At 60.4% G+C, this 14,065-nt stretch carries 14 protein-coding genes; 9 read left to right on the top strand and 5 right to left on the bottom strand.

The features are described from left to right. The first annotated feature begins 80 nt into the window (after positions 1 to 80). Genes BW990_RS21205 through BW990_RS03510 form a run of 6 tightly spaced genes read left to right on the top strand, consistent with a single transcriptional unit; the run spans position 81 to position 7,877 of the window. Complete coding sequence (locus tag BW990_RS21205) at positions 81 to 1,130, top strand: site-specific integrase (RefSeq protein ID WP_159441598.1); 1,050 nt, start codon at positions 81 to 83, stop codon at positions 1,128 to 1,130. After that, entirely contained in the window at positions 1,127 to 2,668 is a 1,542-nt protein-coding gene (locus BW990_RS03490; protein WP_076444991.1) for a site-specific integrase, read from the top strand. The genes BW990_RS21205 and BW990_RS03490 overlap by 4 nt, the downstream gene beginning before the upstream one ends. Continuing rightward, positions 2,658 to 4,838, top strand: a complete 2,181-nt coding sequence (locus BW990_RS03495) for a hypothetical protein (RefSeq protein ID WP_143526048.1) — start codon at positions 2,658 to 2,660, stop codon at positions 4,836 to 4,838. The genes BW990_RS03490 and BW990_RS03495 overlap by 11 nt, the downstream gene beginning before the upstream one ends. Continuing rightward, the gene (locus BW990_RS03500) at positions 4,835 to 5,413 is read left to right on the top strand and encodes a hypothetical protein (protein WP_143526049.1); all 579 of its coding nucleotides are present in this window, start codon (positions 4,835 to 4,837) and stop codon (positions 5,411 to 5,413) included. Before BW990_RS03495 ends, BW990_RS03500 begins: the two co-directional genes overlap by 4 nt. Next, positions 5,410 to 5,910, top strand: coding sequence for a hypothetical protein (locus BW990_RS03505; protein ID WP_076444997.1), 501 nt, complete (start codon positions 5,410 to 5,412; stop codon positions 5,908 to 5,910). The genes BW990_RS03500 and BW990_RS03505 overlap by 4 nt, the downstream gene beginning before the upstream one ends. Then, positions 5,907 to 7,877: an AAA family ATPase gene (locus tag BW990_RS03510; RefSeq protein WP_076444999.1), complete on the top strand. Its 1,971-nt coding sequence runs from the start codon at positions 5,907 to 5,909 to the stop codon at positions 7,875 to 7,877. Before BW990_RS03505 ends, BW990_RS03510 begins: the two co-directional genes overlap by 4 nt. 257 nt (positions 7,878 to 8,134) lie before the next feature. On the opposite strand, the gene BW990_RS22525 is transcribed toward BW990_RS03510, so the two are convergent. After that, complete coding sequence (locus BW990_RS22525; protein ID WP_083950450.1) at positions 8,135 to 8,404, bottom strand: helix-turn-helix domain-containing protein; 270 nt, start codon at positions 8,402 to 8,404, stop codon at positions 8,135 to 8,137. On the opposite strand from BW990_RS22525, the gene BW990_RS03520 reads away from it, so the two are divergent. Continuing rightward, complete coding sequence (locus BW990_RS03520; protein ID WP_200798012.1) at positions 8,388 to 8,681, top strand: hypothetical protein; 294 nt, start codon at positions 8,388 to 8,390, stop codon at positions 8,679 to 8,681. The two genes, BW990_RS22525 and BW990_RS03520, sit on opposite strands and share 17 nt — an antisense overlap. 2 nt (positions 8,682 to 8,683) lie before the next feature. Next, a complete protein-coding gene (locus BW990_RS03525) occupies positions 8,684 to 9,193 on the top strand; it encodes a 3'-5' exonuclease (protein WP_076445005.1) in 510 nt (169 codons plus the stop codon). A 96-nt stretch (positions 9,194 to 9,289) separates the two neighbouring features. Here BW990_RS03525 and BW990_RS03530 read toward each other — a convergent pair whose 3' ends face one another. After that, positions 9,290 to 9,595 (bottom strand): hypothetical protein, encoded by a 306-nt coding sequence (locus BW990_RS03530; protein ID WP_143526050.1) that lies wholly within the window; start codon positions 9,593 to 9,595, stop codon positions 9,290 to 9,292. An 833-nt stretch (positions 9,596 to 10,428) separates the two neighbouring features. Between BW990_RS03530 and BW990_RS21210 the strand changes: the two genes are divergently transcribed. Then, positions 10,429 to 10,797, top strand: a complete 369-nt coding sequence (locus BW990_RS21210; RefSeq protein ID WP_143526051.1) for a hypothetical protein — start codon at positions 10,429 to 10,431, stop codon at positions 10,795 to 10,797. A gap of 58 nt (positions 10,798 to 10,855) precedes the next feature. On the opposite strand, the gene BW990_RS03535 is transcribed toward BW990_RS21210, so the two are convergent. From BW990_RS03535 to BW990_RS03545, 3 genes are read right to left on the bottom strand one after another with little or no spacing between them, the layout of a single operon-like run. Next, complete coding sequence (locus BW990_RS03535; protein WP_076445008.1) at positions 10,856 to 11,410, bottom strand: TadE/TadG family type IV pilus assembly protein; 555 nt, start codon at positions 11,408 to 11,410, stop codon at positions 10,856 to 10,858. Positions 11,411 to 11,421: 11 nt separating this feature from the next. After that, positions 11,422 to 11,952: a TadE/TadG family type IV pilus assembly protein gene (locus tag BW990_RS03540; RefSeq protein ID WP_076445009.1), complete on the bottom strand. Its 531-nt coding sequence runs from the start codon at positions 11,950 to 11,952 to the stop codon at positions 11,422 to 11,424. Beyond that, positions 11,949 to 13,955 carry a VWA domain-containing protein gene (locus BW990_RS03545; RefSeq protein ID WP_159441599.1) on the bottom strand — a complete coding sequence of 669 codons (2,007 nt, stop codon included), beginning with the start codon at positions 13,953 to 13,955 and terminating at the stop codon, positions 11,949 to 11,951. Before BW990_RS03545 ends, BW990_RS03540 begins: the two co-directional genes overlap by 4 nt. Between the last annotated feature and the right edge of the window lie 110 nt (positions 13,956 to 14,065).

Below are 14,065 nucleotides of genomic sequence, written 5' to 3' on the forward strand. Positions count from 1 at the left end.
CGATTCCCGGGTCGCTCTACGCCGCATCTCTCGCGCGACGGTGCGCGTCCCCCAACACGCTCTACCGATATTTGCGGTTCATGCAGGCTCTGCTGTCTTGGGGTCTCGAGGCCGGGGTTGATCTCGACCGCCGCCTTCTCAGAGGCGAGGCGCTCTCAAGCAGAGACATCGAAAACTACGCGTTGTGGCTTGAACGCCGATTGAAGGGCAGCAAGAGCACGCTGACGCGCGAGAACGTGACCACCTTCAACGCTTACCTCACGGGTGCCGAGGGCATCGTCACATGGTTTTCGGATCAATACTTCGAACCTGTCGGACGCGATCGCAGCGTGGCCATTGAGAGCCAGCGCGTTGCTTCTCAACGATGGTGGCGACGCGTGCGCAAAGCGTCCCGATCCGAACAGGTGGCTCCCGACCTTTCGGACCATGAAATCTCAGAAATTGAAACATTTCTCCGCGGTGCCTCGAAAGGGTCCAACGCGAAACCTCGCTGGGTGCGCGCGTATCTCATCTGGAGGCTTGCCATTGAATTTGGATTTCGAATTGGGGAAATCCTTGCACTTCGCCTTGAAGACTGTCCGACCCGCGTCGATCCAACTTTTCGCGTCGTCCGAATTGAAGATCGAACGGGAAAATCCGACCCACGCGGCCTGAAAGCTCCGCGTCCCAAAACGCTTGGACGCGCGCTTGCCCCGGTGATTTCCAACACAGTCTTTCCACGTCTTGTTGTCGACTACCAGGCGGATCATCGTCTCAAGAAAGTCCAACGCGTTACCGGCCAGACCGTCTGGCGGCCCGTGATGGCGCACACATATTTGCTTGTCAGCGACACCGGAGAGCCGCTTCCATCGGCTTCTGCAAAAAGCCTCGCGGACGCCATTGCGGCCGAAACCGGCGTGCCCTTCAACTGGCACCTTGCCCGGCATGCCTTCTTTAATAGAGCATATGCCGCGGTTGCTAACCTCGAAGATCCCAATCTCAAGGCCTCGCGTATGCAGGACCTGGTCTATTGGGGCGGATGGCGCGATTCCAACAGCCTCAACATTTACACAGCACGCGCACGGCGCGAACGCGCGCGTACGAGCATCGCGATCTGGGGCGGCGCGCAACGCATGGATCCGCTGGCATGATTTATGACGAGATCGCCGGCTACTGGATCGGTGTGGATGGAAAACGGTTCGTGCGCAACGAGTTCGATCCGACGCGCCCAACGCTCATCGTTGTGACCGAACATGCCTGGTCGGGACACCACATTAACAAAACATTCACGTTGACCTGGCCGGACACCATTGATCCAACTCTCAAACAGGCGATTGAAAATGTTATGAAATACCAAATGCGGCGGCGCAGTCCCTCGTCGTTGAGCAAGATGAGGAACGTTGTCGCACAGATAGTCGCCGCTCAACCGCCTGGTCTGCCTTTCGACGCCGATGACCTCCTGGACCCAGATGTGATCCGCCATGTCTGGGACTCTACGCGGCCGTCGGTTCGTCCCTGGCTGCGCACACTGATCGTCGATCTGGCCGAAACGGTCGACCCTGGGGCCGCCGGCGATATCGCCCTTATGATGTCTGCCTGGAAGGCCAATCGATCTCTGCGCTGGAAGAGGGCCGTGCTCGAATGGGATCCGGAGCAAGGATCGCTGACGTCAGCGGAACTCGAATTGCTTCGCCGCTACCTCAAACCACCCAGGATCGAGCGAACATCTGCGCATTTTGCGCGCCTGTTCACATGGCTGACCCTGACGACCCTGCGCCGGCCCTCGCAGCTCATCAAGATGGACGCCAAAGCCCTCCGTCGAATAACGACCCACATCGGAACCACCGCCGATCTGCGGATTCCGGGAGTCAAGGGGCAGACTGGACAAGACGGGCGCTGGCTTCCCATTCCAACCGCTCTCGCGGACGACATCGACGACTACCGTCGTCGTGTGCGGGACGCGCTGGAATGGGCCGATGCGTCGAACATGGATGTTCTCGACGCCTGCCTTCTGCCCCTAATCAGTCATGAACGGATGCCGGAACAGCGCATCTTCGCGCCCTATGGCGCTCAGGCAAAGGGCGCTGTTCAGAACTGGATCAAGAGCCTTCGTCTCGTCAGCCCTCGCACCGAACATCCGCTCAAAATCAACCTCCGCCGCATCCGCCACACCGGGGCAACCCACCTGGCTATGCAAGGCTATCCACTCGATCTCATCTCGGACGTGCTGGAGCACTCAAATCCCGCCTCGACACGCTTCTACGTCGACGCGGTGGGTGCTGAATATCTTCCCGCGTTCGAGGCCGCCGACCGAAATCTCGGTGGACGCTTTTCCATGCTACGCGCCGCCTGGTTTAATGGTCGCGTTGTCGACCCTTCAGACGCACCGTACCGTCCAATCGTTGTTCCGGATGGCCAAGTTCCAGCGGTAGTCGGCGCGTGCGGGAAAGAAGGGACGTGCCCGGTGCATCCGCTTTTCAGCTGCTACTCATGCGAGCATTTCCTCGCGTTCCGAAGCGCCGATCACCAAAAGGTTCTTGACTTCGTCGAAGCCGAATATGAGCGCTGGCGCGCCGTCGAAACGAGTAATTCCAGGTCCAAGGCCATCAAGGATTTCGACCGGATCGCCGCCGGCGTTCGCGATGTTATGGACCTGATTGCGCGCGGCGAGGCCGACGATGGCCGCTGACACGCTCTACACCCTGCTTCGAGACGCCGTGGGCAGCGCATCTCTCGTCGAGGCGTTGCCGCGACAGATGGCGCGGGCCCCGAGTTGGCTCGATCCCAACGCCGACACTTGGAACGTAGCACCCCTCCACCGGCGGTCAGACAAGAAAATCTGGACCCTCGATTTCACACGGGTCTCCCATCCCGAGCTTCAGGCTGTCGCTCGCGCGCACGCGGTCTGGAGCATCGTGGAACGGCAGCTTGGTCCTCAATCCTTGAGTGCATCGCTCTACGTCTTCGCTCATCTCGGGCAACGCCTTGGGGCGCGTCCGTTGCAAACACTGAGGACCGAAGACTTCCACGCTGTAGAACAGGACATCGTTTCCCATTACGCCGAAAGAACGAGTGCGCGCATGTGCGCGGACCTGCAGCGCGTTGCTGCATGGCTCACTCGGCAGACAGGGCTTCGGCTTGACTACAGATCCATGCGCCGCGCCCCCGCCGCTCATGGTCGTGAAGCGACGGATGACGGCCGCGCCGCCAAGCTTCTTCCTGACTCCGTCATCGCCGATCTTCTGAACGCACGTCATTTGCCAGATCTGCCGGACCGCGACCGCTTCTACCTCTCCGCAATCGCAATCTCCGTCGCGACCGGCTTTCGCCTGGGCGAACTTCTCACGCTTCCTTCCGACTGCCTCATTCAAGACCGAGGTGCCCTGCTCGTGCGCAGTTTTGTGTCGAAGCACGGCAAGGCGGCCCCGCGACCGGTCCCGCCCGAGCTGGCTGACATCGTGATCGACGCTGTGGATCACATCCGCGACGTCACGCGTCCCGCGCGAGAAAAGGCGCGCACCTGGGCTGAACACGCGCCCATCGACTGGGCGGCGATCATACGTGATCCCGACCCCACCGCGTTCGAATATTTCGTGCGGCGCTGGCTGTCGGACTGGATCGCGAACCCTGTGAACAGGATAATCGATCCACGATGCGCGTACTTCTCTTGCGGCGACCGGTCTCAGTGGGTGCCGCTTGCGGACCTTCTTGACGCGCATGGCGGCAACATCTCGGCGGTGTCCCGAGAGGTTGGCATCGGGCGCGCCAGCATGTCCAGGCTGGTCGCTCAACTTGAGGCGTCGCGTCGTGGTGAGGTCTATCTTGGTAAGAAGACCGCCGAATCTCGACGGGCGTTCGACACGGATCGGCGCATTCCGTCCATTATGGCCTTCAAGGCATTGACGGGTCGGAACCTCCAAAACTCCCCGCGCAACGCGCGTCTCGCAGACCTCATCGCTGAAGCGCGGGACGCGCAGATCAAACAAACGGAGTACCCGTCTCCGCATCAGGATCTTGCCTTGGAAGAGAGGTGTCGCGTTGCACCCGAGGTTCTGCGCGATCCCGAAACCGGCGAGGCGGTGCTCAATTTGCATGAGGCCCTATTCGTTCTGTTCAAGAATCAGTTGTCGGACACCCATGTGGTGGACACAGGTCGGATCAAGGCCGTGTCGATAAACCAGTTCAACCATTGGTTGGCCGGGTACAAGCGCGACCGAGGAACCGGCAAGCCGGGGGACGCGCTGTGCGCGCGGCTGGGCATTCTTGACCCGCGAACCGAGGAGCCGGCAAAGTTGACCAATCACGACTTCCGCCACTGGCTCGAAACGGCCTATGAAAACGGCGGTATGTCCCAGACCCAGATCGCGACCCTTTTCAATCGGTCATCGTCCACGTCGAACTCCGTTTACGACCACACCAACAGCTCGGTGCGGCGAGAGCGCCTCAAGGATGCCATGGCCGACGGCTTGCTTATCGGCCACGCGGCCGAAGCCTATGTGCGGATCGCAGAGGAAAGCCCTGAAGACGCCACCGCCTATCTCGAGAGCGCGGTAAAGTTCCAGAATCCGATGCCGCACGGAATCTGCCGGCTCAACTGGGCACTGGAGCCTTGCCCTCACGCGCTGAGCTGCTTCAGCTGCGGTGACGCGCAGGACGACGCGTCTGAGCCATGCGAGCACCTGATCGTCGATACCACCGACGCGGCCCAGATCGACCAAATCGCGCAGATCCATTGCAACGCCCAATCGATCGTCCAGATCATGACTGACGACGGTGCCGAAGACAGCCCGCAGCTCGCCCAGTTTCAGCGGATCGCCCGCTCCACCCGCTCCATTCTGACCAAGGCCGGACGCCCATGAATACACGACCGCCAGCGCAAAAGTCGAACGGACGCGCAGCGCGCAAATCGAGCGCTGTGCACAAACCGAAAACCCCGCAGCTACGCGGCGAGGCGCTCAAAGCACGGATTGGCGACGCCGTTCGGGAACTTGCACGAGACCTCGGCGATACGATCGACCCACGGCGTGTGTCGATGAAGGCCATCGCGGAACGCGTGCCATGCTCGCGCACGACATTGCAGCGATACCAGGACGTGGTCGATGACGCGCTGCGCGATTTGGGATACCGGGCCGCCCGGCGCACAGGTGGGGCGCGCGCCGAGGCGCTGGCTCATCGGGCCCACCTCTACAAGGAAGAAATCGCCGGCCTGAAAGCGGAATTGGAGGCTCTGCGCGCCCATCACGCCGATCTCTACGTCCGTCTGTTGATGCAGTCGGCTCCGGTGGCTGCTCTCTTCAGGGACGACGCCGAGGCCGCCTCGCAGCGCGAGGGGCGGTGCTTGCTGTGCGGCGGAACGCCTCCAAGCTCGGAGCCGAGCAACGTGGTCGATCTTCCCGCCGGTGCCTCACGAACTTCGCGTCGGAAAAAGCCATGACGACGCCCAGCAACCGCGAGAAGGCCCGCCTCGCCGTGGAGCGCCTTGAAAAGGAGATCGCGGCGCGCGACGCGGCGGGAGAGACATTGCCGGTCAAAGCCGGGGCCTTGCACCTTGGGCAGATCTGCCAGGTCGTCGGCGTCGGGCGCGCGACCATCCAGCAGAATCCAGAGTTTAAGCGCGTCTTGAAAGCGTACGCCAACCAAATCGGCATCGCCTTCTCGAAGCAATCGAAGGCAGGGGTCCCTTCCGCGCCGTCCGCGGATGGCTTGCATACCGCTGGAAGCGACCTTGTGCCAGCGTCGCGGCTTCGCGAAGAACAACGGCGCGCTGACTCTGCGGAACGCCGCGTCGCGGAGCTCCTCGCGCGCAACGCTGACCTGATGGCCCAGGTTGAACGTCTGAGGGCCACTGATGATCTGATCGCCACAGGGCGACGCTACGCCCCCGCGCCGAACTCTCCGTCGCTCTTCAACCTCGGAGAGTCCGAGGGGTGACAGAGCTGTCGCGCATCAACGCGCCGTCGGCGTTCGCGGCCATGATTGCCAAGGATCGCGCGTTTCGCGGGATCGGACCAGCGAAGGCCGCCGCGCTGGACGCGCGGTTCGGATCCGAACTACGCGCGGCGCTCGAAAGCCGCGATCCCGCTGTGGCTGAGCTGGTGGGTGACGAGGCCGCCGTGGCCGCGTTCGCGGCTGTCCAGGCGAAGGCCGCCGAGGCCGATGTCCTGGAATGGCTCACCGGCTGTGGCGCGCTCGAAGCTGTGGGTATCCCGGCTGCCCTGAAAATAGCGCGCTGCTGGGGGCATGACGGCCTCTCAGCGCTGCAAGCCAACCCTTACCTGCTGACCGCCTTTCTGGCTTGGCCGGTGGTGGACCGTTTTGCACAGTCGCTCGGGGGGGCCCCCGATGATTCGCGCCGCGCGGTCGCCGTGGTCGAAGCCCTTCTTTATCGACGGCTGGACGCCAACCATACAGCCACGTGGCCGAGTTATGTGGCGCAGGGGGTTGAGGGGCTCATCGGCGCAACAGGTGTGTGCGCCGAGCGGGCGATCGACCTGGCTGTGACGCAGGGCGCGGTGGTTGCCTTCGAGAGCTGGCTCCAGCCGTCCGGTGCGGCGGCCATGGAGGCTTTCTTGGCGAACCGGCTCACGGCTCTGTCGAACGAGGCTCCGGTCGTCGACCTCCTGGTCCGACCCATCACGGACTCGGAACTCGCCGACGCCATTGCCGATTATGAGAGATCTCTACCGTACAGGGCCACAGAGCGGCAGCGCGCCGCCATTGCCTTGGCCTTTCGGTTCCGTCTGTCTGTCTTAGCCGGCTATGCAGGGTCGGGGAAGACGACCTCACTTCGTGGCATTTGCGAGGTCGCCGAGCGGTTTGGACGACAACCGGTCCTTATGGCTCTCTCGGGCCGCGCCGCGCAGCGCATGAGCGAGAGCACAGGACGGCGCGCCATGACGATTGCGCGGTTCCTCAAGGATTTTCGCAGCGAGCGGAGCGCGCTGACGAACGTGTCCATTGTCGTCATCGACGAGGGCTCGATGCTGGACCTGCCGACGCTCTGGCGCATCGTGAAAGCCCTGGGGAAGGCGTCTTTGGTCCTTGTGGGGGATCCCGCCCAACTGCCACCAATCGGTTTTGGCCTTACGTTCCATGTGCTCTGCGAGCACCCAGGCGCGCCCAAAACAGTGCTCGACCGCGTTATGCGCCAAAGCGCCGACAGTGGCATTCCCTCGATTGCGGAAGCCATCCGTCATGGACGGGAGCCCACCTTGAGCGCCTTCACTGGACGAGAGGACGGCGTGAGTTTCATCGACTGCAAAGAAGACGACGCGCTCGATTGCATCCGCGAGGTCGGGCTGCGCCTGCGCGCGGACGGCATGAACCGCGACGCGATGCAGATCGTGGCTGCGGTGAAGGCCGGTCCCGCGGGGATTACCGCCATCAACACCGTCTTCCATCGGATGCGGCGTAAGCTAAAGCCAACAGTACCGCTTTTCCCAGGGCGACCGGACATCGCCGAAAGTGACCCCGTCATCTGGACGCGCAACGATCATGAGCGGGGGCTGATGAACGGGTCCATGGGCCGAGTGGACCGCATTGACGGCGGGACCGTCCATGCGACGATCGACGGTACTTCGCAGCAGCTCTCCGCGACAGACGGGCAGTTCCTTGAACTTGCCTACGCCATCTCCGTTCACAAGTCCCAGGGCAGCCAATGGCCGATCATCATCATCCCGGTCTTCCAGAACCGGCTTCTGGACCGAACCCTCCTTTACACAGCGATCACCCGCGCCTCGCGCCAGGTGATTTTGCTTGGGGACCCGCATGCCCTTCAAAAAGCCATAGTCAAGCCATCTCGTGCTCTTGAACGGGCCTTGACACTGAAACTGCGAATGGCGGAGGCACACAATAACACCACGCAGAAACAAATGGGAAGTAAGAGGTGGGCTCGGTGAGGAGCGGTGGCGTGGAGGCCGCAAGAGCCTCAAGCGCCGCTGCGGCGGTTGAGGTGAAGCGTACCACCAAAACCAAGCATCGACAGGGACACTATACGCATACTGAGTGCAAAGACTGATTAGCCTGCCGATATCGCTCGGATCACAGGCGTATTACGCGCCTCAGTCTATCGAGCCCTTAAGGATACCTGAGCCCCATCGGAGATTTGCCAGATGTACGAGGCTTTGTGCGCCTCGGCAGGCCCGGAACAAACACTTCAGAAAATCTCTTCAATAGGTGGCCGCGGCCGGTCTGGCTTATCGGGCGTAACGGCAAGATCGAGCCCGAGCGCACGAAGTACACCGTACAACATGGAAATCCGTGGCTCATGTGTGCCGAGTTCGATGCGCGAGATCTGTCGTGCATCACACCCGGACCGTTGCGCAAGATCATGCTGCGTCCACCCTTTTTTCTTGCGATGTTTCCTGATGATACGCCCGAGTTTCTTCACATCACGGAAGCGTTCTGTCTTGCTTCTGTATGCCATTTTTGTAGAAAAACCGTTTTATGCCACTTTTGTAGAGAATAGCGGAGGTACCGATATGACGGAATACAGAGAAGGCGACCGATCCAGGGCGATCTGCTCGGTTTGCGGGCACATTGTCTCGACGACCTTCGCGCTTCGAGACGTGCCGTTCGATGCTGGGATCGGCGTGGTGCCTAACGTCCTGGCTGCCGTCTGTGACAACTGCGGTGGGGTGGTCGCGATTCCGGCCCAGTCAACAAATGCCATCGCCAGGGCGCACGAGGCGCTGCGAGGCTGACAATGTTTGAGGATCCCGTATTCATAGACTTTGAAGCGTCGTCGCTCGATGATGATAGCTGGCCGATCGAGGTCGGTATCGCGTGGCTCAACGACAACGGAAAAGTCATCGTTCACAGCAAGCTCATCAAGCCGAAGCCGGAATGGCCAGAGAGCGCGTGGAGCGATAAAAGTGCCGCGGTTCATGGTATCGCTCGGAATGAGCTCGATGATACCGAGCCAGCCGAGCATGTCGCGCGGTGGCTCGCGCACACTGTCCGTCATCGGCCGCTGATATCTGATGCACCCAAGTTCGATGGTATGTGGTTGCGGCGGCTGGCATCGCATCAGATGTGGTGCGAAGTGCACGGCCTGACGGAGGCGCTCTGGTGGTCGTTTGCGTCAGATGGAAAACTGCGACCTGGGCGCCTTGCGATCGCGAACAAGTTTCGGGCGAAGCAGCATTCAACACATCGTGCCGGTGAAGACGCGGCGAACCTTGCGTACGTGTGGCGGAAAGCCTTGCTCCGGTAGTTACAGACAGTTCCGAGGATTGTCGGTAACGCCGCCACGCCGGAAGTTACCGGGCCAAGGTATAACTTATACCTGACTCAGATAAGTCGGTATAACTCACGCCTTCGGGCTGGGATGGCTTCGCCGGAGTTCCTCGAAGAAGGCTTCTTCCTCTGGGCCGGGCTCGCTCATCCGTTCAGTGAACCAATCCAGCCATAACGCCTCCTCAGCCTCGTTCAGCGTGCCTGGGGACAGCTCGGCGCGTTTCACCCGCTCGAGTTTGGCTTGGTCGATCTCAGGTTTTTTGCGTTCGATCATCCTGCGCGTCCTTTCTTCGCCTTCTTCGAGCGACACGAAGTCCCCGGCTTTGCGTAGGGCGAGCAGCTCGCGCAGTACCCGCTCGGTTGTGTTGAATTTGCTCACCGGCCTCACCGTCAGAATTCCAGATCGATGTCGCGATCTACGGAGCCACGAGCTGCCCTAAACGCGCTGTTGAAGCTGTTGGCAGCATCGTGAGTCCATTGAGACCGACGAGCGATTTTCGCGGCGAAAATCGCAGTTCGTGATAGCCAGCGGCGTAGGAAAACAAGGCAGGGCATGGCAAAGCTCCGGTGGATCAAAGTCAACCATATCGCATTCGAATGCGCATGTGGACACCGGCGACAGATCCCTGTGTCTGAACTCATCGAGCGCCTGGGTGAAGATCGGACCGTTGCGGAGATCGCCGAGCGGGCCGTGTGCACATGCTGTCGGCGGCGTGGCACCAGATATCAGATTGTCTGGCTCGGCGGATCCAACTTTGCGCTCGACGGAGCGAGGGGGTGACGGTGACGAGACTGGCGCATGCTGACGATGTCGGCGGGTCGCAGACCCGGCGGCAGCGGCCGCAGGCCGAGCCAGGAACGGCACAGTCAAGGCGGGTGAGAGGCTCACGGGCGCGGTGGCGGCGCGTTAAGCGGATCGAGACCGTTGGCTCGATCCGTAGCGTCGACGCCGGAACAGATCGCTTTGGCGATCTGCGCGCGGGACACCCGCCGACCCCTCGATGGGTGAAAGATTAGGGGGTGTCCGCAAACTGTGTTGGTCCGCTATGCGGACCTTCCGGACCTTCGCTGCACGCGCTCGATTTTTGCTACCCTTGCGAAGGCTCGCGTAGGAGGGGCGGGGAACGGACCTTCGCTGCAAGTTGCACCAAGGTCCGCTACATGGACAATGTCGGGGAACAGGCCCACACTCATTGGCAAAGGTCTAATTTGGTGAAACCACGTCTGTTTCTCCTCCTTCCAGGCAAATGCCGTATCGACGTCACATTGTTTTCAGAAGTCCGACAAAATCAGCCGACATTTGCCAAGAGGCTAATGACGAAAGGGCAAACCTTGCGCACACTCATGGATCGCAGTTGCATGCCTCCCGAAGGGATGTTTGGCGGGAAAGAAGCTCTCTTGTCCTCTTATCCGTATTGCCGCTCGGAAGGACGTTCGTATCAGGTTGAATGCTTGCGCGCCCAGATTCAGAAGCCGAGCAAAGCAATTGCGATTTTCAAGGCTATCTATCGTTGGGCTACTTCGCTGACGCGGTCCGCACGCGCGAAAAAGGTTGCTCCATCCCTTGCCGTTGATCGCTGACCCAAGAAGTCAGGTTGCCAAATTGGATCAGCGGACATGACTGCTCTTCCTGAGGATATCACCCAGCAGCCTCGGCGGCTTTCGCGGCATAACGCGGCCGGGTGAAACTGATTGTGGTGATGTCGAACCCGTTCAGGCCAACTTGCAGGACCGGGGTGTAGCGATCCACGGTCTCCACCACGAACAATTGGTCCCCGTCGACCACAGGCGGCAGCCGAGACTCGAACGCGTCGGGTCCCTCGGTACCAAGACTCGCCCCGCCGGACCGCGTTTGCGACCAGACGACGTCCCAGTTGCCCGTCTCGCCGTCATACTCGACCAGGCTCACGCGCAGCGCGCCATCGGAGCCGTTGCTCAGGGTCAGCGTCTGGAAAAGGCGGAACGTGCTGTCGATGAAGCCCGCATCGATATAATCGGTTTGTCGCGATAGGATATCGCTGATCGCGTAATTCGCTTTCTGGTTTACGTTCTGCTGCCTGAAGGCATCGAAGTAGACCCATCCCACGCCGAACAGCCCCAACAGGATCGGTAGCACGATCACCGCTTCGGTGTTGACATACCCCCGCGTGTCGGTTGCGAAGGCGGCCAGTCGAGTTTGAAGAAACCATTTCATTTATCCAATCCTCACAGCGGTTCGTTGACGAAGGCACTGCTCGAGACGAGTGCAGTATAGCCGTTAGCGTCCTTGGGCAGGCTGGCGTTGAAACCGCCGAGGGGCGTGATCGGCTTGTACTTGAAGCAAGCCCTGACCAGCATGACCTCGTGCGCGGCCCCCTGCTGGAATGTGCGATGCGGTGTCGCGACCGCGCCGGTATCTACGCAGTCTGGCTTGGCCGACGGTTGCTCCCAATTCTCCAAATCGAGGCGGATCATTTCGAGATGCAGATTGGCCTCGCAGGACGAGAGGATCTTTGCTCGGTCACAGATTGCATCTTTGAGCGTAATCGGATCGCCGACGAGATTTCCAATCTTGAGATCACGCATCGCGGTATCTACCGCACGTTCAAACACCGTGTGACGAACGGTCATCGTACCGAGTTCGATTGTCGAGACGATCAGCCCGAGGAAGATCGTGATCCAGAGCACGAAGGGCGCCACCGTCGAGCCATCCTCGTCCTCGCGGAAACGACGAAGCATCTTGGGAAAACGCATCATTGGATCAGCCTCAACTCGGTCAGGTTTCGGGCAATTCCTGAAAACGTGTTCTCCAGGTCATCGCCTTCAACGTCGAAGAAATGGGACGGCGAGGAGGCACAATCTCGCATGGCCGCGCGTCCTTCTTCCGGAGCTTCGACGCCGATCGCATAGACCACGACACCATTCTCCTTGGCGGCACCACAGACTTGCGACAGCCGACCGTCGGCGACGCTGCCATCGGCAATCACGCGATATGGAGAGGTCAAGGTCTCGTAGCGTTCGCTGTCGACCAAGCCGTCAGTATAGGGCCGTTCCAATAGAAGCTCTGCTGCCACGCGCGTGCCAAAGCGATGAAACAGGTCGTTATAGGTCAGTTCATGCACATTGGCGGGATTGGACTCGAGACCATCTATACTCGGCTGGTACCGCGCGTCTTCGATCTCGGCGAGACGCGTCCAGAAGTAGCTGTGGGGACCATCGCCCTCGGTGGTACCCTCTGTGGACGCCGAGATCGCCTCCACGTCGGCGAAGGTCCAGGTTTCGCCGGGCAGCGGCCCTGTGTTCATGACGGGACCCTGATCGGGCAGAGGTCCGTTCTGGTTGTCACGGACCGCAAAATGCAGGCTCGTTTGCACGCCACCTTTGATCGACGCACCGGTAAGTTGCTGGATGCCACCGATACTGGGATCATTGGCGGCGGCAAGCTTGACCGCCTTGTCCAGAAACGCGTCCAGATCCCGGGGTGCCATGTCGGGCATATCCTCCACCTTGTGCGCGACGTCCCAGGCGCCGTCGTGATCCACGTCGAAATACATCACGAAGTTTGAGATTGCCTGCGCCCAAGCCGGGAAGTGATCGGTGGTAAGGTTCGGTACAGGATCGACCCGAACAGAGTAGTCGTCATCAGCAAGGTCTTCTGTACCCTGCGTATTCACGTAGATACCCGTCAGCGCGTCAGAGGACTTCAGTTCAGGTTTGAGATCGTATTGCGTTGTGTTCTTGCCATCTGTCATCAGGACAATGTACTTTTGTGTTTCGCCGGCCCGATATTCGGCAGGGCGCTGCGCGTGATCTGCCTTGATCAGCCCGTCCTCGACCATTTTTCTGACTACGTCCCTCGCGGTCGGGTCCAGCAATGACACCCCCCATTTCATTCCGACGTCGATTGCCTTGTTACCGCCCGCTGTCAGCGTGGCGATCTGGTTCTTGAGGGCGTTCGGGTCGGAACTGTGAACGACGATCGATGCAGTATCTCCGCCATGGCACCAGTGCTGATCCGCCTGGCCCGCGACTGTATCGGTTGAATAGGGATCGAATTCGCCGAGTTGCTCCAGCGGGGTCGAGGCGTCGAGCGCAGTCTGGGTGAACGCGTCGTCGGCGAAAACGGCGCAGCTGGAATACTCATGCTGCCGATCGAACGCGATGTAATCCGGGAGTGTCGTGCCCATGTTGACCGTGGCATTGAAAGGCACGATCGAAATTGACGTGGACGCCTTCGATGCCTCTGAGGAGAGGGCGTTGTCCACAAATGTGCTGGCCGCCTTTTTCAACTGCTCGAGCTTGCTTCCTGTCATCGAACCCGAAATATCGAGGATCAGCGCGACCTCAATGTTGGCGATGCCGTTTTCGGCGGTCGCCAGGCCCTCGGCGTGCAGATTGTCGATACCCAGAAGCTGCATGAAATTCGTTGGCATGAACTGCTGACCGTTTGCAGTCACACGACGGTAGTTCATGTGTTCCACTGGACTGATGTTGACCAAAGTCCCTTCAATGCCCTGCACGCGAAAATAATCGCGCACCACGGTTTCGGCATCACGTTCGTTTTCGATCGCAGCTGCCGCCAGAACGGCGCGGTCGAGCGCATTTTGAATCTTGGTCCGTTTGAGTTCCGCATGCATCAGGTCCACGCCAATGCCCCCGAAAGCCATCATGATGAGAGCGGTCGTAAGAGCCAGGTAGGACATGCTGCCGTCCTGCTCCGTCCAAAAATGCTGCAGGAAGTCGCGGTTGGTGCGTTGCAACCCATGGGGCTGCCTGCAGGCAGAGTTCACGTCACCGAATACCTTTGACATCGCTTTACACACTCGTCGCCATAGAAAGAAGACGCCCTTCGCGAAGAAGGCCCCCAACC

It is taken from the genome of Roseivivax lentus (assembly GCF_900156805.1).
Taxonomy (GTDB): domain Bacteria; phylum Pseudomonadota; class Alphaproteobacteria; order Rhodobacterales; family Rhodobacteraceae; genus Roseivivax; species Roseivivax lentus.